Annotated in this window: 21 protein-coding genes; 7 read left to right on the top strand and 14 right to left on the bottom strand. The window is 71.2% G+C overall.

From position 1 onward, the window contains the following. Window positions 1-9: 9 nt before the first annotated feature. Together HD593_RS06970 and HD593_RS06965 are read right to left on the bottom strand one after the other, a co-directional pair. Complete coding sequence (locus HD593_RS06970; RefSeq protein WP_185101381.1) at window positions 10-1488, bottom strand: penicillin-binding transpeptidase domain-containing protein; 1479 nt, start codon at window positions 1486-1488, stop codon at window positions 10-12. Window positions 1489-1524: 36 nt separating this feature from the next. Further along, complete coding sequence (locus tag HD593_RS06965) at window positions 1525-1884, bottom strand: MerR family transcriptional regulator (protein ID WP_185101380.1); 360 nt, start codon at window positions 1882-1884, stop codon at window positions 1525-1527. A gap of 81 nt (window positions 1885-1965) precedes the next feature. Here HD593_RS06965 and HD593_RS06960 point away from each other — a divergent pair, with 81 nt between their 5' ends. After that, window positions 1966-2889: an aldo/keto reductase gene (locus tag HD593_RS06960; RefSeq protein ID WP_185101379.1), complete on the top strand. Its 924-nt coding sequence runs from the start codon at window positions 1966-1968 to the stop codon at window positions 2887-2889. Window positions 2890-2896: 7 nt separating this feature from the next. Here the strand turns inward: HD593_RS06960 and HD593_RS06955 are convergent, their stop codons facing one another. Next, complete coding sequence (locus tag HD593_RS06955; RefSeq protein ID WP_185101378.1) at window positions 2897-3523, bottom strand: TetR/AcrR family transcriptional regulator; 627 nt, start codon at window positions 3521-3523, stop codon at window positions 2897-2899. Between the two features lie 86 nt (window positions 3524-3609). Here HD593_RS06955 and HD593_RS06950 point away from each other — a divergent pair, with 86 nt between their 5' ends. Beyond that, window positions 3610-4923, top strand: coding sequence for a GH1 family beta-glucosidase (locus HD593_RS06950; protein ID WP_185101377.1), 1314 nt, complete (start codon window positions 3610-3612; stop codon window positions 4921-4923). Here the strand turns inward: HD593_RS06950 and HD593_RS06945 are convergent. Further along, entirely contained in the window at window positions 4905-5801 is an 897-nt protein-coding gene (locus tag HD593_RS06945) for a VldE C-terminal domain-containing protein (protein ID WP_185101376.1), read from the bottom strand. The genes HD593_RS06950 and HD593_RS06945 overlap by 19 nt on opposite strands. 269 nt (window positions 5802-6070) lie before the next feature. Between HD593_RS06945 and HD593_RS06940 the strand changes: the two genes are divergently transcribed. Next, window positions 6071-7504 (top strand): aldehyde dehydrogenase, encoded by a 1434-nt coding sequence (locus HD593_RS06940; RefSeq protein ID WP_185111704.1) that lies wholly within the window; start codon window positions 6071-6073, stop codon window positions 7502-7504. 194 nt (window positions 7505-7698) lie between these two features. On the opposite strand, the gene HD593_RS06935 is transcribed toward HD593_RS06940, so the two are convergent. The 5 genes from HD593_RS06935 to HD593_RS06915 form a co-directional block, all read right to left on the bottom strand. Beyond that, window positions 7699-8463 carry an alpha/beta hydrolase gene (locus HD593_RS06935; RefSeq protein ID WP_246546365.1) on the bottom strand — a complete coding sequence of 255 codons (765 nt, stop codon included), beginning with the start codon at window positions 8461-8463 and terminating at the stop codon, window positions 7699-7701. 52 nt (window positions 8464-8515) lie between these two features. Continuing rightward, window positions 8516-10939, bottom strand: coding sequence for an ATP-binding protein (locus tag HD593_RS06930; RefSeq protein ID WP_185101375.1), 2424 nt, complete (start codon window positions 10937-10939; stop codon window positions 8516-8518). An 88-nt stretch (window positions 10940-11027) separates the two neighbouring features. After that, on the bottom strand, window positions 11028-11408 hold the full coding sequence (locus HD593_RS06925) for an AMP-binding protein (RefSeq protein ID WP_185101374.1): 381 nt from the start codon (window positions 11406-11408) through the stop codon (window positions 11028-11030). A 76-nt stretch (window positions 11409-11484) separates the two neighbouring features. Next, complete coding sequence (locus HD593_RS06920) at window positions 11485-13899, bottom strand: LuxR C-terminal-related transcriptional regulator (RefSeq protein ID WP_185101373.1); 2415 nt, start codon at window positions 13897-13899, stop codon at window positions 11485-11487. A gap of 52 nt (window positions 13900-13951) precedes the next feature. After that, window positions 13952-14695, bottom strand: coding sequence for an AMP-binding protein (locus tag HD593_RS06915; protein WP_185101372.1), 744 nt, complete (start codon window positions 14693-14695; stop codon window positions 13952-13954). Window positions 14696-14910: 215 nt separating this feature from the next. Between HD593_RS06915 and typA the strand changes: the two genes are divergently transcribed. Further along, on the top strand, window positions 14911-16761 hold the full coding sequence (gene typA / locus HD593_RS06910; protein WP_185101371.1) for a translational GTPase TypA: 1851 nt from the start codon (window positions 14911-14913) through the stop codon (window positions 16759-16761). Window positions 16762-17112: 351 nt separating this feature from the next. Then, complete coding sequence (locus HD593_RS06905; protein WP_185101370.1) at window positions 17113-19509, top strand: hypothetical protein; 2397 nt, start codon at window positions 17113-17115, stop codon at window positions 19507-19509. Window positions 19510-19524: 15 nt separating this feature from the next. On the opposite strand, the gene HD593_RS06900 is transcribed toward HD593_RS06905, so the two are convergent. The 4 genes from HD593_RS06900 to HD593_RS06885 form a co-directional block, all read right to left on the bottom strand. Then, complete coding sequence (locus HD593_RS06900; RefSeq protein ID WP_185101369.1) at window positions 19525-20175, bottom strand: DUF2461 domain-containing protein; 651 nt, start codon at window positions 20173-20175, stop codon at window positions 19525-19527. 31 nt (window positions 20176-20206) lie between these two features. Then, complete coding sequence (locus HD593_RS06895) at window positions 20207-20953, bottom strand: polysaccharide deacetylase family protein (RefSeq protein WP_312903380.1); 747 nt, start codon at window positions 20951-20953, stop codon at window positions 20207-20209. A gap of 78 nt (window positions 20954-21031) precedes the next feature. After that, window positions 21032-21337, bottom strand: coding sequence for a hypothetical protein (locus tag HD593_RS06890; RefSeq protein ID WP_185101367.1), 306 nt, complete (start codon window positions 21335-21337; stop codon window positions 21032-21034). Window positions 21338-21486: 149 nt separating this feature from the next. Further along, window positions 21487-22098 (bottom strand): helix-turn-helix domain-containing protein, encoded by a 612-nt coding sequence (locus HD593_RS06885; protein WP_185101366.1) that lies wholly within the window; start codon window positions 22096-22098, stop codon window positions 21487-21489. Window positions 22099-22190: 92 nt separating this feature from the next. Between HD593_RS06885 and HD593_RS06880 the strand changes: the two genes are divergently transcribed. Both HD593_RS06880 and HD593_RS06875 read left to right on the top strand, forming a co-directional pair. Continuing rightward, window positions 22191-23030: an EamA family transporter gene (locus HD593_RS06880; RefSeq protein WP_185101365.1), complete on the top strand. Its 840-nt coding sequence runs from the start codon at window positions 22191-22193 to the stop codon at window positions 23028-23030. A gap of 64 nt (window positions 23031-23094) precedes the next feature. Beyond that, window positions 23095-23994 carry an anti-sigma factor RsbA family regulatory protein gene (locus HD593_RS06875; RefSeq protein ID WP_312904429.1) on the top strand — a complete coding sequence of 300 codons (900 nt, stop codon included), beginning with the start codon at window positions 23095-23097 and terminating at the stop codon, window positions 23992-23994. On the opposite strand, the gene HD593_RS06870 is transcribed toward HD593_RS06875, so the two are convergent. Further along, window positions 23991-24575 carry a sigma-70 family RNA polymerase sigma factor gene (locus HD593_RS06870; RefSeq protein ID WP_043618296.1) on the bottom strand — a complete coding sequence of 195 codons (585 nt, stop codon included), beginning with the start codon at window positions 24573-24575 and terminating at the stop codon, window positions 23991-23993. The two genes, HD593_RS06875 and HD593_RS06870, sit on opposite strands and share 4 nt — an antisense overlap. Window positions 24576-24618 lie beyond the last annotated feature (43 nt).

Genomic DNA, 24618 nt, shown 5'->3' with positions numbered 1-24618 from the left:
GAGCCCGGCTCACCTCAGGGCGGCCGCGATGACGGCGCGGGCGATGGTGGCCACGGCGTCCACCCGATCCCCCGGCCGTTCCAGCACCACCCCCACAGCCACCTCGGGCGCCTCCGCCGGCGCGAAGGCCGTGATCACGGCGTGCTCCCCCGGCACCCCGTCCGACGCGGCCGTCTTGGCCGCCATCCGCACCCCTGGCACCCCCGTCACGTCGGAGACCCCGGGCGCCTTGGACAACCCAGGAGCCTCCGCCCCCTTCCCCCGATCAGGGGAGACGGCCGTCATCATGGCCGCCAGGTACCGCGCCAGCATGGGCGGCACAGCCGTCCGGTACGGCACGGGCGAGGCCCGGTTGATCACCGCCCCGTCCGGCAGCCGCGCCTCCTCCACCAGGTAAGGCCGCATCAGCACCCCGTTGTTCGCCACGGCCGCCGACAACATGGCCACCATCAGCGGCGTCACCCGGTTGTCGTGGTGCCCGATGGCCGCCAGCGCCATCTGCGTCCTGTCCTCGACCGGCGGATACCGGCTGGGCGTCGCGAGCAGCGGGATCCGCAACTGCCCGGCGTTGAACCCGAACGCCTCCGCCTGCTCCCGCAGCAGGTCCTGCCCGAGCTGCAGCCCGATGGCGGCGAAGGCGGTGTCGCAGGACGCCTGGAACGCGTACGCGAGCGTCGGCCGCCCGTTCCCGCACCGCCCGGTCTCCAGGTACGCCGGCGCCCCTGGCAGCCGCAGCCGGGCGGGCGCGTGCACCGCGCCCGTCGGCGTGTACTCGCCGGACGCGATCGCCGCCGCCGCGGTGACGAGCTTGAACGTGGATCCGGGCGGATAGAGCTGGTTCAGCGCCCGGTTGAGCAGGGGCTGCGAGGGCGTCTGCCGCAACCGCCGGGCGGTGTCGGCCAGCAGCTTCCCGTCGAAGGTGGTCAGCGTGTTCGGATCGTACGTCGGGTACGTGGCCAGCCCCAGGACCGCCCCGGTCGCGGGGTCGAGCGCCACCACCGCTCCCGGAAGGCCCGCCGCCCGCAGCCCCTGGTACGCCGCCCGCTGCACCCGGTCACGGATGGTCAGCCGGAGGTCGGCCCCTTCGACGGTCCCGTCCCCGACCAGCGACCTGACCCTGACCTTGGCGTCGTCGCCGGACAGCACCGCGTCCTGCGCCTGTTCGATGCCGGTCGTGCGGTGCAGCGACACGTGCCCGGTGACGGCCGCGTACTCCTCGCCCCGGGGGTAGGCGCGCCGGTACCGGTACGGGCCGCCGATGGGCAGGCTGGTGGCGATGGGGGTGCCGTCGTAGGTGAGGATGTCGCCGCGCGGGCGGCCGTACCTGTCGATCAGCGTGCGCTCGTTCCTGCGGTCGGCGTTGAGCGCGTGCGAGCCGAACGCCTGGATGAGCGTGACGTGCGCGAGCAGCACGAACAGCATCGCGGCGCACAGTCGGGCGACGCGGCTCAGCGGGACGTCGAGCCACCCCCCTCTCGATCCGGCCATGGATCGAGGTGTAGCAACCGGGCCGCAAAGGCAGGGCTACATGAGGCTGCGGTAGTAGGAAATCTTGTGGTGGATGTAGCTCTGGCGCTCGGCGAGGTTCGCGATCTGGGCCTGGACCTGCCGGTCGTGCTCTTCCAGGAGCTCGATGCGGTCGGGGATCGTGTGGTCGCCCGCGCGTACGAGCTCGGCGAAGCGCAACATCGTGGCGATGGGCATGCCGGTGTCGCGCAGGCAGCGGACCATGCCCAGCCAGCCGACGTCCTCCTGGCTGAACCGGCGCTGCCCGGCCGCGTTGCGGTCGACGCGCTCCAGCAGGCCGATCTTCTCGTAGTAGCGGAGGGTGTCGATGGTGAACCCGGTCTCCTCGACGACTTCCGCGGGTGTGTACACGCTCACGTGTCCCAGAATCTCACCTGGAGTCCACTCCAGGTCAACCGGTTTGACATGGAGTGCGCTCCAGGTTCCAGAGTCTGCGCCATGAACATCGCACTGGGCACGATCCCGTTCGGCACCGCCGTCGATCCGGACACCACGTTCGCCATCCTGGACCGGTTCGTGGAGGCCGGCGGCACCAGGATCGACACGGCCAACAACTACCCGTTCTGGGTGGAAGGCCGCACGGGCGACGAGAGCGAGCTGGCCATCGGCGCGTGGCTGGCCGCGCGGGGCAACCGGGACGAGGTCGTCATCAGCACGAAGGTCGGCGCCCGCCCCACCGTCCCCGGTGCCGTCACCCTGGACTCGGCGGAGGGCCTGTCCGCGGCCGCGATCGCCAAGGGCGCGGAGGGCAGCCTCACGAGGTTGGGGACGGACTACATCGATGTGTATTGGTCGCACATCGAGGATCGTTCCGTCCCGTTCGAGGAGACTTTGCGGGCGTTCGACGAGCTGGCCCAGGCAGGCAAGGTGCGGGCCATCGGAGCCAGCAACATGCCGGCCTGGCGGCTGGAGCGGGCCAGGAACGTCTCCGCGGCCCGCGGCTGGATCCCCTACACCCACGTGCAGCATCGCCACACCTACCTGCGGCCGCGCCCGGGCACCAGGCTCCCCGAGTCGGGGCACACGCTGGTGACGGACGACCTGCTGGGTTACCTGGCCGCCGAGCCGGACCTGACGCTGTGGGCGTACAACACGCTGATGTTCGGTGCCTACACGCGGCCCGACCGGACCATCCCCGAGATCTACGACCACCCGGGTACGACGCGGCGCCTGGAGGTGCTGCGCGAGGTGGCCGCCGAGCTGGGCGCGACCCGGAACCAGGTGGTGCTGGCCTGGCTGATGGCCGACGGGATCGTGCCGATCGTGGGGGTCTCCACGATGGAGCAGCTGGAGGAGGCGATCGGGGCGGCGGAGATCGAGCTGGACGACGAGCTGCGCGCCCGCATGGACGCCGCCGCGTAGGCGAGGGTCAGGGCAGGTGGTCCGCCAGGTAGCGGCGGACCAGCTGCTTGCACTCGGCGATGAGCTCGGGGTCGCCGCCGGGATCGGCGCGGAAGGCCAGCTTGAGCACGGCGTCGGTGGCCTCGACCGCCACCAGCAGCGCCCGGTCGAGCCCGGGGCCGACGGGTGCGTCGAGCAGCTCCGTCGACAGGGCGCGCAGGCGTTCGGCCACGACGACGTTGTTCTCCTGCGTCTCGTCGAGCGAGCGCTTGCCTCCGTCGCCGGGGGCGCCGAGCACCTCGCCGAAGTCCACCACGGCGAAGCCGGGGGTGGTGCGTTTCATGTCGACGAACTCGTCGATGGCCAGATCGACCAGGTCCGTCCAGTGGCCCAGGTCGGCCGCGGGGATGAGCTCGATGATGCGCTGGAGGAACGCCTCGAGGTTGCGCCGCGCCAGCGCCCGCACCAGCCCCTGCTTGTCATGGAAGAACTGGTAGAAGGTGCCGATGGGCACCTCGGCCCGGCGCGCGACCTCTTTCGTGGTCAGCGCCTCGTAGCCGACCTCGTCGAGCAGGAGCGCGCACTCGTCGAGCATCCGCTCCACGCGCTCGACGCTCCGGCGCTGAGCGGGTCGGCGGCGCAGGGTACTGGTCATGCCCCCATCCTTGCGCATTCCCGCCACGATGAGTCAGAGTCTTTGACCTCGGATAAACATGAGCCACCCTCGCGTAGGAGGCGGGAATGTTCTTGTGGGGCACGGCGACGGCGGCCTACCAGATCGAAGGCGCGACAGACGAGGACGGCAGGGGCGCCTCCATCTGGGACACCTTCGCCCACGAGCCCGGCCGCACCAGCCGGGGGCAGACCGGCGACGTGGCGTGCGACCACTACCACCGCTGGCCCGAGGACGTCGCCCTGATGGCGGGGCTCGGCGTGAACGCCTACCGCTTCTCGATCGCGTGGCCGCGCGTGCAGCCCCTGGGCTCGGGCCAGGTGAACGCGCCGGGCCTGGACTTCTACGACCGGCTGGTGGACGCCCTGCTGGGCATCGGGATCCAGCCGGTGCCGACGCTGTTCCACTGGGACCTGCCCCAGGCGCTGGAGGAGCGCGGCGGCTGGCTGGACCGCGACGTCTGCGAGCGGTTCGCCGACTACGCCGCCGTGACCGCCGAACGGCTGGCCGACCGCGTCCCGCTGTGGATCACGCTGAACGAGCCGTTCGTGCACATGGCGTACGGCTACGCGATGGGCGTGCACGCCCCCGGGCGGGCCCTGCTGACCGGCGCCCTGCCCGCCGCCCACCACCAGCTCCTCGGCCACGGGCTGGCCGTCCAGGCGCTCAGGGCGGCCGGCGCGGGCCAGGTGGCGCTCACGAACAACTGCACGCCCGTCTGGCCCGCCTCCCAGGACGAGCCGGACCTGCGGGCCGCCGACGCGTACGACATCCTCCACAACCGCCTGTTCAACGACCCCGTACTTCTCGGGAAATATCCGGACCTGTCGGCGTACACGGCCGAGCTGGACTTCATCCGCGACGGCGACCTGGCGACCATCGCCACCCCGCTGGACGCCCTCGGCGTCAACTACTACAACCCCACCCGCATCGCCGCCCCGACCGGCGACGCGCTCCCGTTCGACGACGCCGGCGTCAGCGGCTACCCGACCACGGCGTTCGGCTGGCCGGTCGTCCCCGACGGCCTGCGCGAGCTGCTCACCGGCCTCAGGTCCCGGTACGGCACCGCGCTCCCCCCGATCCTGATCACCGAGAACGGCTGCTCACAGGAGGACGTCCCGGCCGAGGACGGCACGATCGACGATGCCGCCCGCGTCGACTTCCTCGACCGGCACATCTCGGCCATGCGCGAGGCCATGGCCGAAGGGGTGGACGTGCGCGGCTACTTCGTCTGGTCGCTGCTGGACAACTTCGAGTGGGCCGAGGGTTACGACCAGCGCTTCGGCCTGGTCCACGTGGACTTCGACACCCAGCGCCGCACGCCGAAGCGCTCCTACCACTGGTTCGCGGAGTTCCTCAGGGGTCAGAACACCGACACGTGAACGTGGTCGTAGTGGTTGGCGGTCACCCCGCCGCGGTCCGACATCGGGTCCCAGCCGCCGCCCGAGCGGATGTCGTAGTAACGCTGCTTCCAGATGATGTACATGACGCCCAGCCGGGGGCCGTTCTTGATCAGCCAGGCGGCCAGCGCGTCGCCGTTGGCCGCGTCGGAGCCCCCGGCCATCCTGCCGCCGCTCGACATCATGAAGTCGCAGGCCCGGCCCTTGCCGTGCTCGCCCGGGTCGCCGGGGCGCAGGCAGCCGACGCCGTACTTCATGGGGAAGTTGGCCATGATCTCGGCGCGCACGTTGATCATGCGCGGCGTCAGGCCCTCGGCGCCGCCGGGCTGCTGGAAGCCGTACTTCTGGAGCAGCTTCTGGATGTCGTCCTTCTTGTTCTCGAGAGCCTTGATCTCCTTGCGCAGCTTCTCGATCTTCTCGTTGGCGTTGACCTTGGCGTCGTCGGACCTGTCGATGAGCTTCTGGATGCTCCTGACGCGTTCGGCCCGCTCGTTGGCCATGTAGGTCAGGTTGGCGGCGCCGCCGAGCATCGCGTACGGGTCGCTGCTGGGCGTGAGGAGCCGGACGCCGTCGAGCGGCCCCAGCATGTACGAGCTCTGGGCGATCCTGCTCACCTCGGCCTGGGCGGCCCTGAGCTGTGCCTCCAGGTTGCCCGAGGTGTCGGTGGCCTTCTTGGCCTGGATCCTGATCTCCTCCAGGCTCTGGATCTGGCCGCGGTAGAGCTCGTTCAGCCGGGCGGCCTGCTTGGTGAGCTTGCGCAGCTCGGCTGGGCTGGGGTCGGCCAGGGCCGGTGCGGGTGCAGGCAGTCCGAGCAGCCCGGAGAGTACGGCGACGAGAACGGCGAGCCGCCAGATTCTCACACCCGTCCCCTCCCCTCATAGACGGACCGAAACTATAGAAGATGATCTTGATCTCTGTCATCCGAACGACCGAACTGCTGCACCTTTGGCGAAATTTGTAGCAGTTTGTCCGGAATCAGGGAGACAGTCGGCCCGGCTGCACGGCGCCGTCCGTTCCGGGCCGCCGCGACGGGCGCGAGGACTCTTGCGTGGGCGGACAGAACATGATTCGGTCGCCTTGGGACATGCCGAAGACAAGCAAGCATTCGGTCAAGCAGGAGGCTCACGACATGCGCCAGCACGACAAGCTGTTCATCGGGGGCGAATGGGTGGCCCCAGCGGGCACCGGGACGATAGACGTCATCTCCCCCCACACCGAGGAGATCGTCGGCCGCGTGCCCGACGGCACCGCCGAGGACATGGAGCGCGCGGTCGCCGCCGCCAGGGAGGCCTTCGACCACGGGCCGTGGCCGCGGATGACGTTCGCCGAGCGGGCCGAGGTGATCGGCCGGCTGGCCGCCGTCTACAACGAGCGGCAGGGCGAGATGGCCCAGCTCATCACCGAGGAGATGGGCTCCCCGATCACGTTCTCCAACCTCGCGCAGGCGCCGCAGCCGCTCGGCATGCTGCAGTACTACGCCGAGCTCGGCAAGACGTTCCAGCAGGAGGAGCAGCGGCCGGGGCTGTTCGGCCCGATCACCGTGCGCCGGGAGCCGGTGGGCGTGGTCGCGGCCGTGGTGCCGTGGAACGTGCCCCAGTTCGTGACCATGACCAAGGTCGCGCCCGCGCTGCTGGCGGGCTGCACGATCGTGCTCAAGCCGGCTCCCGAGACGCCGCTGGACGCGTACCTGCTGGCCGAGTGGGCGGCCGAGGCCGGCGTGCCCGCGGGCGTGCTCAACATCGTCGTCGCAGGCCGCGAGGTCGGCGAGCACCTGGTCTCGCACAAGGGTGTGGACAAGGTGGCCTTCACCGGGTCCACCGCCGCCGGCCGGCGCATCGCCGCCGTCTGCGGCGAGCAGCTCAAGCGGGTCAGCCTGGAGCTGGGCGGCAAGTCGGCCGCGATCATCCTGGACGACGCCGACCTGGCCGCCAGCATGGGCTTCCTGTCGATGGCCTCCCTCATGAACAACGGCCAGGCGTGCGTCGCGCAGACCCGCATCCTGGCCTCCCGCAACCGCTACGACGAGGTCGTGGACGCGATCGCGGGCATGGTGAGCTCCCAGGCCGTCGGCGACCCCGCCGACGCCACGACCGGCATCGGCCCGCTGGTGGCCAAGCGGCAGCAGGAGCGGGTGGAGGGCTACATCAAGCTCGGCATGGACGAGGGCGCCAAGATCGTGGTGGGCGGGCTCGACCGGCCGTACGACAGGGGCTGGTACGTCGCGCCCACCGTGTTCTCGGGCGTCAGCAACGACATGCGCATCGCCCGCGAGGAGATCTTCGGCCCCGTCCTGGCCGTGATCCCGTACGAGGACGAGGCCGACGCCGTACGCATCGCCAACGACAGCGACTACGGCCTGGCCGGCACGGTCTGGACGGCCGACACCGAGCACGGCATGGAGGTGGCCCGCCAGGTCCGCACGGGCACGTACGGCGTGAACTGCTTCATGCTGGAGACCAACGCGCCCTTCGGCGGCTACAAGGCCAGCGGCGTCGGCCGCGAGCTGGGCCCCGAGGGCCTCAACTCCTACCTGGAGTACAAGACGATCTCCCGCCTCGGCTGAAGGCGCAGAACGAGAAAGGGCCCCGCCATCCCCGGCGGGGCCCTTCGCGGATGGTCACCCAGCGCGCCCCCGCGACGCTGGGCTACCGCCCGACTACAGCAGTATGTCCCACGTCCACCGCATCGGCGGTTTCCTTCCCCAGGGACTTTCTCCCGGCGGTTTCCTTCCATCCGCCCTAGGTAGACGTGTTTTACTCAGGAAAAGTTCGAGGAGATCCATTTGCCGATCCGGCGGACGAGTTCGGGGGTCGCCGCGGCCTCCGCGTGCCCGAATCCGGGCTCGATCCAGAGCTCCTTCGGCTCGTTGGCTCCGTCGTAGAGTTGCCGAGCGTGATCCAGCGGGAAGAACGCGTCCGCGTCCCCGTGCACGATCAGCAGCGGCGCGGGCGAGACGAGCCCGGCGGCCTCGTGCGGCGGCATCGGGATCGGGTCCCACTTCCCCCGCGCGATCCGCGTCCGCTTGGCCACCCGCGCCGCCCACCGCCCGAACGGCTGCTCGATGGCCCAGTGCACCTGCCGCATCGGCTTGGTCCCCCGGTAGTACCAGCGGGCCGGACCGCTCACCGCGACCACCGCGTCCACCCCGCCGCGCAGCCCGGCGTGCCGAACGGCCACCGCCGCGCCCATGGAGAAGCCGACGACCGCGATCCTGGAGTAGCCGACCACGCGGGCGTGCCTCACCGCGGCCTGCACGTCGAGGATCTCCAGGTCGCCCACCGTGGTCTCGCCGCCGGACCTGCCGTGCCCGCGGAAGTCGAACGCGATCACCCCGCCGTACCCGCTCAGCACGTGCACGATGCGGCGCGCGGCACGATCCCGCCACGACCCGGTGAAGCCGTGCGCCACCACGATGCCCACACCGGTGCCCACGCCGGTGCGGGCTGAGGGGGTGTGCGCGGCGTCGATGCGGACCCCGTCCTCGGTCCTGAGCATGACGGGAAAGCTGGGCGCGAGAGGCATGGACACGAGGTTATGTCCGCCGCACGCCGATCTCGCGCCCGGCCGCCCGCACTCAGGTGCGCTGCGCGTCGATCCCGCGCTCGGCCGCCCACACCGCGATCTGCGAGCGGGCGTCGAAGCCCAGCTTGTCCATGATGTTGGCGATGTGCCGGGCCACGGTGGCCGAGCTGATCACCAGCTCCTCGGCAATCGCCCGGTTGCTCATCCCCCTGGTGAGCATCGCCGCGATCTCCCGCTCCCTCGGCGTCAGCCCGGCGCACCGCGGGCGCGGCCGGGCGGGCAGCGCCTCCTGCCCGGCCGCGCCGCCGAGCACCCGCCTGGCCACCTCGTCGGGCGGCCACTCCATGCCCCTGGCCCACAGCAGGGCCACTCGCCCCTCGCCGAGCCCGTCGCGGGCCACCGCCAGCAGCTCCTGCAGCCGCCCCGGCGTGCCGTACTGCCCGATCGACTCGCGCAGCGCCGTGGCGGCCGCCCCGGCCAGCACCGCGCCTTCCAGGTCCCCCTGCGCCTGCGCCAGCGCCGACAGGGCCGACAGCGCCCGTACGATGCCCCTGCGCTGCCCCGCCTTCCTGCTCAGCTCCAGCCCCGCGGCCACGTGCTTCTTGGCGGCGACGTGATCGCCCAGCCCCGCCGCGACCCGGCCGAGCTGGGCGTGGCAGCGCGCCAGCTCGACCCGGTTGTCCATGCCCTCCAGCAGCGGCAGCGCGCCGGCGTGGCACGACATGGCCGTCTCCAGGTCGCCCGCCGCCTCGGCCACCGCGCCGAGATGGGTCAGCGCCCTGGCCTGGGTCCAGTGGTGACCCGCCTCCCTGCCGAGCGCGAGCGCCTGCTCGCCGTACCGCTGGGCCTGACGGAGCCGGCCCTGGAACAGCGCCAGGTTGAGCTGGGCGATCCGGACCGTGGCCAGGTTGAACAGGTCGTCGTGGGCGGTCGCCGCCGCCTCCAGCTCCTCCAGGTAACGCAGCGCCCGCCCGGTCTGTCCCGTACGGAAGAACACGGTCAGCGCCACGCCGTACGTGATGCCCAGCCAGTGCGTGTACGGGTGCCGCTTCTGCTCCTCCACCCCCTGCACGATCAGCTCCTCGGCGCGTACCAGCTCATCGGCCTGCTCCAGCCCGTACGCCAGCGCGCCCGCGGCCACCGCGACGACGTCGTCGGGCACGTCGGCCAGGTTCAGCGCGAGCAGCCGCTGGTGCCAGCCGATGCTCTCGCCCAGGTCGCCGCGGACGGCCAGGATCGCCAGCGCCGCCCGCGCCAGCCGCAGCCCCACGACCGCCTGGCGCGACTCCACCGCCCAGTCGATCGCGATCCTGCAGTCGTCGAGCAGCGCGCGCCCCCGGGTGAAGTGCGCGAACCGGGCCGGCCACGGCATCCGCGGCTCCAGCGAGCCGCCCTCGTAGCAGCGCTCCATCTCCTCGCAGATCACCCGCAGGTGCCGGTCGCGCAGCCGGGCGACCTCGCCCACCTCCGCCAGCCGGTCGGCGGCGTACTGGCGGATGGTCTCCAGCAGGTGGTACCGCCCCGAGCCGCCCTGGTGCAGCACCAGCGACTTGTCCACCAGGCCGCCGAGCAGGTCGAGCAGCTCGGCCCTGCGCACGATCCCGCCGTCGGCGCACACCCGCTCGGCCAGCCCCAGGTCGAACAGCCCCGCGAACACCGACAGCCGCCGCAGCAGCACCCGCTCCTTGGGCCTGAGCAGGTCGTGGCTCCAGTCGACGGCCGCCAGCAGCGTGCGCTGCCGGGCAGGCGCCGTACGGTGGCCGGTGGTGAGCAGCGTGAACCGGTCGCCGATGCGGTCGGCGATGCGGCCGGGGCTCAGCAGGCTCGTACGAGCCGCCGCCAGCTCCAGCGCCAGCGGCAGGCCGTCGAGCGCCCGGCACAGCCGTACGACGTCGGGCAGGTGCTCCGTCACCCCGCGCGCCCCGGCCGCCAGCGCCCGCTCCACGAACAGCAGCACCGACTCGGCGTCGGGATGCTCCTCGTCGGGCAGCTCCAGCGGCGGCACCCGCCAGACCAGCTCCTCCTGGATGTGCAGCGGCTCCCGGCTGGTGAGCAGGAACCGCAGGCCGCGGCACTCGGCGACGAGCCCGGCCACCAGCTCCGCGCAGCACTCGACCAGGTGCTCGCAGTTGTCGAGCAGGATCAGCGTGCTGGCGTCGCGCAGCCGCACGCGCAGGCCGTCGAGCAGCCGCCCGGGGAGCTCGTCGCGGACCCCGAGCACGCCCGCCAGCTCGCCGGCCACCAGCGCGGGATCACCGACGCGGGCCAGCTCGACCAGCCACACGCCGTCGGCGAACCGGGGCCGCGCCCGCGCCGCCACGCGTAACGACAGCCGGGTCTTGCCGATGCCGCCCACCCCGCACAGCGTGATCACGCGTTCCTCGCGGACCAGCTCGCTCAGCTCGCACACGTCGCGTTCGCGGCCGATGAAGCGGTTGGGCTCTACGGGGAGATTGTGGGGGGTTCGCACGGTCATGTCGAGGCCAAGGGTGGTCGTGGGAGGCACTCCTACGAGCTAAGTCTTCCCCTCACCGGGGCCCTGTGCGATCACTTTGCGTGCAGAGTCAGCAACCGGTCGGATACGAATGTGAGGCGCTCAGGTCTGCGACGCTCATGATGATCCGCACGCGGGACTCGTCGGCCGCGTCGAGCGCCTGGCGGACGTTGGAGATCATCACGCGGGCGCCGCTCTCCTGGATGCGGTCGCGCAGCGTGGTGGTGTCGAGATCGGGCGGCAGCGGCCAGACGACGCCGCCCGCCGCGATCACCGCGTTGGCCGACACCAGCAGGTCGGGCCCGACGGGCAGGCAGATGAGCACGGTGTCTCCAGCGCGCACTCCCCTGCGTCGCAACTGGACGGTCGCGACCGCGGACCTCTCGTCCAGCTGCTCCTCGGTGAGCTTCAGGCCCGTGCCCGAGTCCACCATCACGATGCGCTCATCCATGGGGCCCACCGTAGGGAGGGCATCTCGTGCACACATGGGGCGGAATATGCAGATCCCTATGCAGAACTCGGCGCGGCTACGGGGCGCCCTTCTGACGCTCGGTGGCCCACACCGCGATCTGCGCCCGGGACGTGTAGCCGAGCTTCTCCATGATGTTGGCGATGTGGCGGGCGACCGTCGCGGGGCTGATCACCAGCTCCTCGGCGATGGCCCGGTTGGACAGCCCGCGCGTGAGCAGCCCGGCGATCTCCAGCTCGCGCGAGGTCAGCAGCGAGTGCTTGACCGGCTCTGCCGCGACCGGGGCCCGCGGCGTGAACCGTTCGCCCTCCAGGACGTGGCGGGCGGCGTCGTCGGAGCTCATCGTCCGGCCGCGCGACCACAGCGAGGTGGTCCGGCCCTCGCCCAGCTTGGTGCGGGCCCGGCCGAGCAGCTCCTCGAACCTGGTCGTGGCCGAATGCTGGCCGATCGACTCGCGCAGCCCCGCAGCCGCGGCCGCCGCCAGCACCGCGCCCTCCAGGTCGCCCTGGCACTCGGCCAGCACCGACAGCCCCACCAGGCAGCGGGCGATGCCCTGCCGCTGGCCGGTGGCCCGCGCCAGCTCCAGGCTGGCCGCCAGCTGCTCGCGGGCGGCGCCGAACTCGTGCAGCATCGCCGCCACCCTGCCGATCCTGGCCAGGCACCGGGTCAGCTCGGGGTCGCTGCCCAGCTCGCTCAGCCAGGGCACGGCCATCTCGTACAGGGTCCTGGCGGTCATCAGGTCGCCGCGGGCCTCGGCCACCGAGCCGAGCTGGACCGCCGTCCTGGCCATCAGCCAGCGGTGGCCGTGCTCGCGCGCCCGCGCCAGCGCCTCCTCGCCGTGCCGCTGCGCCTCGCGCAGCCTGCCGCGTACGAGCGCCACCGCCGACAGGCCGAGCAGGCCCGCCGCCTGGTTCCAGGTGTCACCGGTGCGGGCGGCCAGGGCCAGGCCCTCCTCGGCGTGGTGCACCGCGTCGTCGGCGCGCCCCATCCGCAGCAGCACGGTGACGACGAGGCTGTGCATGACGCAGCGCGGGAACACGTCCTCGCGCGACATCCTGGACAGGCTCTCCTCCGCCACCTCCAGTGCCCGGCTCAGCTCGTCGCGCGCCTCCAGCCCGTAGGCGAGGTACGCCCTGGCGTGCGCGAGCTGGCCCTCGGGCACCCCGGCCGGATCGAGCGAGAGCAGCCGCTCCAGCCGGCCGACGATCTCCAGCACGTTCCCGGCCAGGGGCAGCAGCCCCGTGCTGGTCCTGCACAGGCGCAGGCCCGCCGCCACGTTGCCGGACTCGACCGCCCAGTCGAGCGCCACCCGCTGGTCGTCGATGAGGTCGCGGCTGGCGGTCAGCGCCTCCAGCCGCGCCTGCCACGGCGCGTCCGGCCGTACCATCTCGGTCGTGAAGTGGCGCTCCTGCAGCTCGCACAGCACGTCGAGGTGCCGCTCGCGCAGGACCTCGCGCTCGCCGGCCTGTTCGAGGCGTTCGAGGGCGTAACGCTTGATCGTCTCCAGCAGCCAGTAGCGCCTGCGGCTCTCGTCGCACAGCACGAGCGACTTGTCCACCAGCCCGCCGAGCAGATCGACGATCTCCCCTCCGGGGATGGGCCGCTCGGCGCAGACCTGCTCGGCCAGTTCGAGGTCGAAATCACCGGCGAACACCGACAGCCGCCGCAGCAGCACCTGCTCCTTGGCCGAGAGCAGGTCGTAGCTCCACTCGACGGCCGCCAGCAGCGTGCGCTGGCGGGGCGGAGCCGTACGGCCGCCGGTCGTCAGCAGCGAGAACCGGTCGTCGATGCGGTCGGCGATCTGGCCGGGGCTCAGCAGGCTCGTACGGGCCGCCGCCAGCTCCAGCGCCAGCGGCAGGCCGTCGAGCGCCCGGCACAGCCGTACCACGTCGGGCAGGCTCTCCGGCCCCAGCCGGGTGCCCGCGGCCGCCGCGCGGTCCATGAAGAGCTGCACGGACTCGGCGTCGGCCGTGACCCTGTCGGGCAGGTCGAGCGGCGGCACCCGCCAGATCAGCTCGCTGGCGATGCGCAGCGGCTCCCTGCTGGTGGCCAGGACGCGCAGCGACGGGCACGCCGCCACCAGCGCGGCGGCCACCTCGGCGCACCTGTCGACCAGGTGTTCGCAGTTGTCCAGCAGCAGCAGGCAGCGCTGGTCGCGCAGCCGGGCCGTCATGGTGTCGAGCAGCGGCCTGCCGGCCTCCTCGCGCACGCCGAGCACGCCGGCCACCTCCTGCTCGACGAGCTCGGGCCGGCCGAGCCTGGCCAGCTCCACCAGCCACACGCCGTCGGGGAACGACGGCACCAGCCCGGCCGCCACCTGGAGGGCCAGCCGCGTCTTGCCGATGCCGCCGACCCCGCACAGCGTCACCACCCGCGTCTCGCCGAACAGGTCGTGCAGGTCATCGAGGTCGCGCTCGCGTCCGACGAACCGGTTGGGCTCTGCCGGAAGGTTGTGCCGGGGGGTATTTGGCATGTGCTCACCCTGCGTCGCGGAAGGATCACACTCTCCCACAGTGTCGCACTTTTCACAGGCCAAGCGAGCTCACGACCGCCCTTTCATCGACGACACGCAGGATGGGATCCCCGAGCAGCCTCCTGGCCAGGTCGTACGGCGCCACGACCATGGTGGCCCGCCGCTCCTGGGCCAGCACGCGGCAGCCGACCAGGCTCGGCTCGTGGGCGACCACGACGTGGGCGCCGGCCGTCATCGCCAAATCGATCACCCGCAGCCCCCTGAACGGCTCGCTCACCGCGCTGATCACCACGTCGTCCTTGCCGACCACCAGCCGGGTGGCGATCCTGCGCAGGTCGGCCGCCAGCTCGGTGTTGTCGAACACGCGCGCGCCGTCGAGCGTGAGCGCGGGCCCGGCCAGCGGTCCGAACTCGACCGCGCCGGCGGTCAGCAGCTCGGTGAACGACCTGGCCCCCGGCGTGGGCCGGAAGGCGAAGACCTGGTCCACCTTCACGGCGGCGGGGTCGTAGTGGTCCTGGGCGATCATCAGGCGGGCGCTGCCGGTGGCCGAGAGCACCGAAACCCCGCCGGCCCAGGCGACGGCGTGGACGGCCACGGGCATGGTGGCGCCGAGGGGGACGTTGACGAGCACGTGGTCGCCGTACCGCAGGCCCTGGGCGCGCAGCCCCGCGGCGGCGCGGGTGACCCGTCTGGCGAAGGAGGCGTAGGACAGCACCTCTCCGGTCCTGACATCGCTCACCGCCGGCTGCTCGCCCTGCGTCGGTGCCGCCGCCATCACGAGCTCTGTCCAGGTCATGACCACAATCTAGGGACCAGGGCCAAGATTGCCATGCGCACAATTGTGCAAGCCCCTATGTAGGTGCGGCCCGGCCAGCCGGAATGTACCGTCGCTTCACCCGCGCGTACGCTCACCGCCACCTTGTCCCGCTCTTGCCATCAGAGGGGATCAACTAGACTTAGTAGGTCGCGACTTCGCGCGGCCGCCCCCACGACACAGAGCGAGACGTCATCATGCCTTTGAACAGCCGCGACGACCTGCGGAACATCGCGATCATCGCGCACGTCGACCATGGCAAGACCACGCTGGTCGACGCCATGCTCTGGCAGTCCGGGGCATTCCGCGCCAACCAGGACGTCGACGACCGCGTCATGGACTCCAATGACCTGGAGCGCGAGAAGGGGATCACCATTCTCGCGAAGAACACCGCCGTCCAGCACGGCGGCATGACCCTCAACATCATCGACACGCCCGGCCACGCCGACTTCGGCGGCGAGGTCGAGCGCGGCCTGTCGATGGTCGACGGTGTCGTGCTGCTGGTCGACGCCTCGGAGGGCCCGCTGCCGCAGACGCGGTTCGTGCTGCGCAAGGCGTTCGCCGCCAAGATGCCGGTCATCCTGTGCATCAACAAGGTCGACCGGCCCGACGCCCGCATCAAGGAGGTCGTCGACGAGGTCTACGAGCTGTTCATGGACCTCGACGCCACCGAGGAGCAGATCGACTTCCCGATCGTCTACGCCTCGGCGAAGGCGGGCCGGGCCTCCCTGGAGCGCCCCGCCGACGGCGGCATGCCCGACTCGGAGGACCTGGAGCCGCTGTTCGACATCATCAAGTCGACGATCCCGGCGCCCACCTACGACCCCAACGCGCCGCTGCAGGCCCACGTCACCAACCTCGACGCGTCCTCCTACCTGGGCCGCATCGCGCTGTGCCGGATCCACCAGGGCGTGCTGCGCAAGGGCCAGCAGGTGGCCTGGTGCCGTACCGACGGGTCGATCCAGAAGGTCAAGATCACCGAGCTGCTCATGACCGAGGCGCTGGAGCGCAAGCCCGCCGAGGAGGCCGGGCCCGGCGACATCATCGCCATCGCCGGCATCCCCGACATCATGATCGGCGAGACGCTGGCCGACCCCGAGGACCCGCGCCCGCTGCCGCTCATCACGGTCGACGAGCCGGCCATCTCGATGACCATCGGCACCAACACCTCGCCCCTGGTCGGCAAGGCCAAGGGGTCGAAGGTGACCGCCCGCATGGTCAAGGACCGCCTCGACAAGGAGCTGGTCGGCAACGTCTCGCTGCGGGTGCTGCCCACCGACCGGCCCGACGCCTGGGAGGTGCAGGGCCGCGGCGAGCTGGCGCTGGCCATCCTGGTGGAGCAGATGCGCCGCGAGGGCTACGAGCTGACGGTCGGCAAGCCGCAGGTGGTCACCAAGGTCATTGACGGCAAGGTGCACGAGCCGGTCGAGCGGCTGACGGTCGACTGCCCCGAGGAGTACCTCGGCGCGGTCACCCAGCTCCTGGCGGTGCGCAAGGGCCGCATGGAGCACATGACCAACCACGGCACCGGCTGGATCCGGATGGAGTTCGTGGTGCCGGCGCGCGGCCTGATCGGCTTCCGCACCGAGTTCCTGACCGAGACGCGCGGCACGGGCCTGGTGCACCACGTGTTCGACTCCTACGAGCCGTGGTTCGGCGAGCTGCGCACCCGCAACAACGGCTCGCTGGTGGCCGACAGGTCGGGCCCGGTGACCGCGTTCGCCATGCTCAACCTCCAGGAGCGCGGCGTGCTGTTCGTCTCCCCGACGACCGAGGTCTACGAGGGCATGATCATCGGCGAGAACTCCCGCTCCGATGACATGGACGTGAACATCACCAAGGAGAAGAAGCTCACCAACATGCGCTCCTCCACCAGCGAGGAGACGGAGAAGCTGATCCCGCCGCGCGTCCTGTCGCTGGAGCAGGCCCTGGAGTTCATCCGGGAGGACGAGTGCGTGGAGATCACTCCTGAGGCCGTGCGCATCCGCAAGGTCGTGCTCGACGCCGCCACCCGGGGCCGCGCCGCGGCCCGCGCCAAGCGGAGCTGACGGAAATCTTCATACCGGGCCGCGTTTTGCTCGCTTTTCGCGAACAAAGCGCGGCTTTCCGGTTAGTACGGGAAGTAAGCCTCCCGCCCCGGCCACGTGCGATGGATGGAATCTCCCGGGTCACGCCGTAAAGAAAAGTTGTTATGGGAGCAGCTGTAATCACACCGTGACCCTGAGAGATAGAACAAACCCCCATGCCGGAGAATCATCCAAATTGTGGGAAAGCTCCGGATGGCAATCGCGTTCGGGCTGGCGCTGGTGTCGTTGGGGGCGATCGTTTGGTGCACCGTTGCAGCCAGACCGGTAGCGGAGCCTGCTCCGCCGAAAGGCACCGCAGGTCCCAACCCGTGGGTGGCCGCGGCCACCCGCGCCGATCCCGACGTGCGCTGGGCCCGCAGGGCCGAGACCACGGTGATGATCTCCAGGGCGGGCGCCGCCGACCTGGAACCGGTCCCTGACGGCCGGCTCGATCCCCGGCAGCGCCACGTCAAGGTGACCGTCGAGCACCGGCTCCACCTCGCCGGCCGGGACACCCTCATCGAGGCGTTACGCCAGGGCAGCGGCTTCCCCGGCACGCTGCAGCAGGTCACCGACGCCGCGTTCGGCGCGATCAAGGTGGACGGCCCCGCCCTGGCGCCCACCACGCGCCTGGCGCCGGTCCTCACCTCTCAGGGCGGGCGCACCACGGCCCGGTTCACGGTGACGGTGCTGCGCCAGCTGCGGCCCGACCAGCTGCTCAAGCTGGATTTCGAGGCGCCCAGGGCCTTCCCTCTCATCGTGACCGGCCGGTCCATCGCCGTGCTGCCCGCGGAGTGGACCGTGCTGCGGCTGGAGGGCATCACGCCGGAGCAGGAGCAGCCGGAGCGGCTGGCGTTCACCGTCGGGGCGTACCCGGTGAGCATGACGCTGGCCCACGACTCCTTCGGCTTCGCCGACGTGGTCGTCGAGGAGGACTTCTCGTGGGCCACCGCGCTGGGCGTGCTCACCGCGATCGCGCTGATGGTCTTCCTGGTGCGCTCGCTCGGCGAGGGCTGGTGGGCGCGGCTGGCCAACAGGGAGCTGTTCGTCGGGCTGGCGCTGGCCGCGCCCACGCTGCTGATCCCGCTGTTCGCGGAGGACTGGTCGGCGGTGGCGTACGTGATCCTGTTCATCGCGGTGCCCCTGCTCGCGCTGCGGCACGCCGGCCGGGTGCTGCCCACCAGCCCGCCGTGGGACACCCGCGACCTGCTGGTGGTGACCGGCGTGGGGGTGGTGATCGGGCTCGGCATGCTCAGCTGGTCGTGGCTGCACGGGCAGCTGTCCGGGCAGGCCCTGCTGGCGGGCGGGGCGGTGGCGGCCGTCGCGGCGGCGGGCGCGGCCGTGGCGTTCAGCGTGGACCTGGGCGTACGGCCGGTCGTCGTGCGCCTGGCGGTGCTGTCGGCCGAGGCGGCGATCGGGCTGCTGGCGCTGGCGCTGTGGCTGCGGGCGCTGGCCGGCGGCGTGTACCCGCCCGACAGCGTACGGCTGGTGTTCGCGCTGAGCTGGGCGCTGATCCCGATCGCCGCCATGGCCGTGGCGACCAAGCGGTGGAGCCGCCAGGCCGTCGTGGGCGCCGTGTTCATCAGCCTGCTCGTGCAGGGGTGGCCGACCGAGTGGCTGGACGCGGGGTCGTGGAGCCTGGCCGTCACGCAGGAGGAGCCGCGGATCGGCAGCCTCGTGCTGACCCCGATCGTGCGCGGGGTGATGGGGCTGCTGCTGCTCGGGTTCGTGATGCTGGTGCTGCGGCTGCGGCGGCTCGGCGGTCAGCTGTCCGCGGTCGACAGCCCGGTGGCCGAGTCGACGATGATCTGCGTGCTGATGGTGCTCTACATCACGCCCAGCGGCAGCACCACGCTGGCCGACATCGACGTGCCGCTGCCCCTGCTGGCCATCACCTCGCTCGTGGCCTGGGCGACCGCCCAGTGGCTGCTCACGGGCCCGCGCATGGCCATCCCCGAGCCGATGGACCTGGAGGAGCACCGGGCCCTGGTCAGGGCCGCCCTGCACAAGCGGCTGCTGCTCGTCTCCGAGCAGGAGCTGTACCGGATCGGGCGGGGCAGGATCGGCGCGGGCGAGCTGACCATGGCCGACTTCGACCAGCAGCGCGACACGCTGGAAGCGGCTCTGAACCGGCACGGCAGGCACCCGGAGACCGCGTTCGCCACGTCCGCCGGCTGCACGCCCTGGTACAACGGCCTCCACGCGTTCACCGTCAGCCTGCTGCTGAGCCTGCCGTTCGCCCTGGTCTACGGCTGGCCCGAGGGGGTGGACCTGACCAGCTTCATCTTCGACGGGCGTTACCTGATCACGCTGCCCGCCTTCGGGTTCCTGTTCGGCTACTTCTACCCGCGCATCCGGGGCACCCAGCCGATGACCAAGGCCCTGCACCTGACGGCCGCCGCCCTGCTCACGGAGCTGTCGGGCTACCTGTCGACGCTCGCCGAGCCGGACATCGGGGCGATGGACAAGGCGCAGGTCGTGGCCATCGTGGTGGGGCAGGTCATGATGGTGTGCGTCGGGCTCGGGCTGTTCTGGGAGTGGCGCATCATGCACCTGGCCGGGGAGCCGTGGGCGCGGGTGCGCAACCTGCGCAGCGTCCGCAGCCTCGCGGCGCCGACGCTCGCGCTGGTGCTGGCCGCGGGCACCACGGCGGCGTCCTCGGCCGCCGGGCAGACGGTGGACCGCATACTGAAGGGCGACCAGATCGTGACGATCCAGGCGCCGCGCTGAGGTGCCGGCTCGGGCTCAGCGGCGGGGCAGCTCGCTCCCGCGTACGTGCGTGCACAGCCACTCCACCAGCGGCCCGAACGCCCGCCAGGCGTGCTCCACCCGCCCGCGCACCCGCGCCGTGTGCACCCACGCCTGCGGCTCGAACCGTTTCCCGGCGAAGAGCGACCGGTGCCGCAGCAGCCCGATGCGCGGATGGTCCTCCTCGAACCCCCGGGGCCGGGTCTTGAGCCGGTCGCCCAGCAGCTCGTACCCCTCGGCCACCAGCGCCTCCGTGATCGACTCCAGCGGCTTGCCCGACAGGTCCTCGTCGACGGCGGCCCGGTAGCGGGCCACCTGGTCGGAGGCCGTGGAGTAGACGCCGCCCGCGACGAACAGCCCCTCCGCGCTGACCTCCACGTAGAGTCCGATCCCCGGCAGCGCCTCCACGAACGCGCCCTGGTGCGTCTTGTAGGGCGCCTTGTCCTTGGAGAAGCGCACGTCGCGGTAGGGCCGGAAGAGGTGGGCGGGCCCGAACTCGGCGGCCAGCTCGTCGGTCAGCGCCAGCATGGGCGCCCGCACCGCCTCCTCGTAGAGCTGCTTGTGCCGGCCGAAGTACGTCTTGGAGTTGTCCGCCTCGAGCCCTTCGTAGAAGAGGAACGCCTCGTCGGGGAAGCCGCTGAAACCCATGCCGACAAGAGTGCCACGCCGCACCGACAGGTCAGCGGGCGGTGTACGTCAGGCCCGGCGCGGGCGTCTTGCCGTACAGCTCCGACACGGTGACGAACGTGTACCCCTTCTTGCCGAGCGTGTCGAGCATCGCCGGGACGGCGTCCACCGTGCTGCGGTGGATGTCGTGCAGCAGGACGATCGAGCCGGGTTTGGCGGCGCCCGCCCGCTTGGCCACGGTGGCGGCGACCCGGTCCTGCCAGTCGAGGGTGTCGACGTTCCACAGGATCTGGGCCAGGCCCTCGCGGCGCGTCTCGGCCGCGACGTCCTCGTCGGTGGACCCGTACGGCGGCCGCATCACCCGCATCCGCACCCCGGTGAGCCGCTGCACGATGTCCTCGGTGTGCTTGAGCTCCTTCTTGAGCTCCTCGTGCGGCAGCTCGGCGAGCGGCGGGTGGCTCCAGGAGTGGTTGCCGATCTCGTGGCCCTCGTCCACGATGCGCCGGACCGTGTGCCCGCCCTTGTCGGCGGCGACCATCTGCCCGATGACGAAGAACGTGGCCCGCACGTCCCGCCGGCTCAGCATGTCCAGCAGCCGCCCGGTGTGCTCCCCTGGGCCGTCGTCGAAGGTCAGAGCCACGCACTTGAGCCGGGCGCAGTCGAACTTGCGGCTGGCCGGCCAGCCCGGCTGCATCGCTCTCAGCCGTTTGGCGAGCGCCACGGGATCGACGACGACCGGCCTCGGCGGCACGATCTGCACCCTGGCCTGCTGCTGGCGGCGCGGCACCGACTGTGTCACGCAGCTCACCAGGGCGACTAGGGCCAGCGGCAAGGCCCATACGCGCATGCTTCCCCCCGAAACGCCGCATGCGGGGGCCTACGGATAATCCTGGACCGGTACCCCCCGCAGCTCCCTGGCCAGGTCATCCCACCAGAGTGGGATATCCGCCTGCAATTCCTGGTAGCGGCGCGCCACGCGCATGGCACATCCGACCGGATCCGTACCCAGATGCCGACGTTTCACCGGCCCTTCCTGCCACCGGTAAAAACCATCCCTGTAGCGGACGACCAGGCCGATCCATACGGAGATGGTCTCGTCGTCGCCCATCTCGTACGCGCTGGTGACGCCCAGACCATGAAGCTCCGCGTGGAGTTTCTCCGTCGCCGCTCGGGCCTCACTCACCCGCCACCCCCTGCCGACGTGCCGCAGCAACGCGGTGATCGTCGCTGGCGTTCACCGCACACAAGGGATGTACCCAGCAACGGGCATCAGCCGTCCAAGACATGGAGTAATCATGAAACTCCGGGGGGTGATCAGGGGGGCTTTCGCGCTTATTGGTCACGCGACTCCTGCGAGTCCAGAGGATAGCGGGAGTCGTGTGGCTCGCGCGGCTCGGCCACCACCATCACGAACCTGAGCTCGACCTCTCCCCTGTTCGCGTACCGGTGGGGGCGGTCGGCGGTGAAGAGCACGGCATCGTCCTTGCCTATCACGTGACTCTTGCCGTACACCGTGAGCGTCAGCTCCCCCTCCAGCACCGTCAGCATCTCGCGGGTGCCGGCCGGGTGGGCGTCGCCGTCGTGGTGCTCGCCCGGCGCCAGCCGCCAGTCCCACAGCTCCAGGATCATCGGCACGTCCGCGCCGACCAGCAGCCGCGCCTCGCCGTTCCCCTGGCGGAACGCGACCACGTCCGCCTTGTCCACCACCCGCACCATCGGCACGTCGGCCACCTCGACCAGCCTCGCCACGGTGACGCCGAGCGCCGAGGCGATCCGGGTCAGCGTGGAGACGCTGGGGTTCGTCCGCCCCTGCTCGACCTGGACCAGCATGCCCCTGCTCACGCCCGACCTGGCGGCCAGCGCGTCGAGCGTCAGCCCGCGGTGCGCGCGCTGGGCGCGGACGTTGTTCGCGATGGCCTGCGTGATCAGCTCCGGATCTTCCATGGGAGTGCAGTCTAGTGAAATGGATTTGCAGTGGAATGTACTCTTTGTGTTGTACTGGCAGTGCACTCCATTGAACCGAGGGGAGATCAACGGTGACGGTGCTCCTGGCCACCGCCTGCGCGATCGTGTACGGCACGGCGGACTTCTTCGGCGGCCTGGCCACGCGGCGCACGCAGGTGCTCTCCGTCGTCGTGCTCTCGCAGCTCGCCGGCCTGGCCCTGATCCTCGGCCTGCTGCCGCTGCTGCCCGGCGCCTACAGCGACCCGGCGCTGGCCTGGGGCTTGGCCGCGGGGCTGTCGGGGGCCGCCGGCCTGGTGCTGTTCTACCGGTCCCTGGCCACGGGCGTCATGTCGGTGGTGGCCCCGACGACCGCCGTCACCTCGGCCGCGCTGCCCGTGCTGTTCGGGCTGGCGACGGGCGAGCGGCCGCAGGTCTGGGCCCTGGTGGGAGTTCTGCTCGCGCTCGGCGCGGTGCTGCTGATCAGCCAGGACAGCTCGGGCGGCGGGCACGGCTCGCTCTCCTCGGTGCTGACCGCGCTGGCCGCGGGCGCCGGGTTCGGCGGCTTCTACATCCTGCTGGCCATGGCGCCGCACGAGGCGGGCCTGTGGCCGCTGGTCGGCGCGCGGCTGTCGTCGGTGTCCACGGTGGCCCTGCTGGCGCTGCTGACCCGGCGCGCGCTCAAGCCCGGCGCCGGCTCGCTGCGGATCATCGTGGCGGCCGGTGTGCTCGACATGGCGGCGAACGTGCTCTTCCTCCTGGCGCAGCGTGACGGGTTGCTCAGCCTGGTCGCCGTGCTGGTCTCGCTCTACCCCGCCAGCACGCTGCTGCTGGCCAACCGCGTGCTCGGGGAGCGGCTGCGGGCCGTCCAGGTGATCGGCGTGGTATGCGCGCTCGCCGCAGTGGCGCTCATAGCCGTTGCGCAGCACCTCTAGCGCTTGCTACGTTTCGCCCGTGCGCCCTGTGCGGGCACGTTCCGATGGTGAGTCGTTGAAGCACGTGGCCGTGCCGTACGACTCTGATGAGTGCTTTCTGGATCTTGCCGTGCCGCGGGTGCGGGCCGCGCTGGACGAGGGCAGGCGGGTGCTGGTGGTCACCGGCGCCGCCAGGCTGGCCCAGCTGCGCGAGGCGCTCGGGCGCGACTTCGAGGACGTCGACAGCCGGGTGCCCGCCTCCTGGTACGACCATCCGTACCGGATGCTGGCCGCCTACCACGAGTACACCCGCGGCCGCCGCACCCTGGTGATCGGCGAACCGAGCTGGACGGGCATGAGCCGGCGCCAGGTCAGGGAGCTCATCCGCTGCGACTCCGTGATCAACGCCGCGCTCCGCGCGACGGCGGTCGTCATGCTCTGCCTGTACGACCTGCGCCACGTCCCGGAGACCGTGCTCCACTACGGCCCGGTCAACCACCCCGTGCTGCTCGGCTCCGACGGCGAGATGACCAGCAGCCGGTTCGTCGAGCCGCACGAGCTGGTGCTGCACGACGACAGGGCCCCGCTGCCCGAGCCGCCCGGCGACGCCGGCACCTTCCGCTTCACCGCCAGGGAGCTGAAGCGGCTGCGCCAGAGCGTCGGCGACTACGCCAGAGCCGCCGGCATGGACCGCAACCTCATCACCTCGCTGGTGATCAGCGTGTCCGAGATCGCCGCCAACAGCGTCGAGCACGGGGCCGGGTACGGCACGATCACGATGTGGACCGGCGACGGCGAGCTGGTGTGCGAGATCGCCGACCCGGGAGGCGCGCTCGACGACCCGTTACCCGGCTACATACCACCAGAGCCCGAATCCCCACGGGGATACGGGCTCTGGATCAGCAGGCAGCTCTGCGACCTGGTGGAGTTACGGGCGGAGGACGGGCTGCTGCGCGTCCGCCTCCATCTCAGCATGGGGGACTAGGCGGCACGCTGCGCGGGCAGGCGCACGGCGCCCTCCTCGCGGGCGTACTCCTCCAGCATGCCCCTGAGCTGGCGGCGGCCACGGTGCAGCCGCGACATCACGGTGCCGATGGGCGTGCCCATGCGCTCGGCGATCTCCTTGTAGGCGAACCCCTCGACGTCGGCCAGGTAGACGGCCACGCGGAAGTCCTCGGGGAGCGAGCGGAGGGCGTTCATCACGACGCTGTCGGGCAGCCGGTCGAGCGCCTCGGTCTCGGCCGACCGCAGGCCCGTCGAGCTGTGCGACTCGGCGGCGTGCAGCTGCCAGTCCTCGATGTCCTCGGCGGCGGACAGCTTCGGCGAGCGCTGCTTCTTGCGGTAGTCGTTGATGAAGTTGTTGGTCAGGATCCGGTGGAGCCACGCCTTGAGGTTGGTGCCCTCGCGGAACTGGTGGTACGACGTGTAGGCCTTGGCCACCGTCTCCTGCACCAGGTCCTCGGCGTCGGCTGTGTTACGGGTCAGGCGCATGGCGGAGGCGAACAGCTGCGACGTCACGGGCACGACATCGCGCTCGAACCAGTCCTGGCGCTGCTCATCGGTCATAGTGATCAATTCATTCCCCCTTGCGCTATCCCCCGTAATCGGC

The organism is Nonomuraea rubra (assembly GCF_014207985.1).
GTDB lineage: Bacteria > Actinomycetota > Actinomycetes > Streptosporangiales > Streptosporangiaceae > Nonomuraea > Nonomuraea rubra.
The sequence above is the reverse complement of the archived record's forward strand: the minus strand, read 5'-3'. Positions and strand labels throughout refer to the sequence as shown.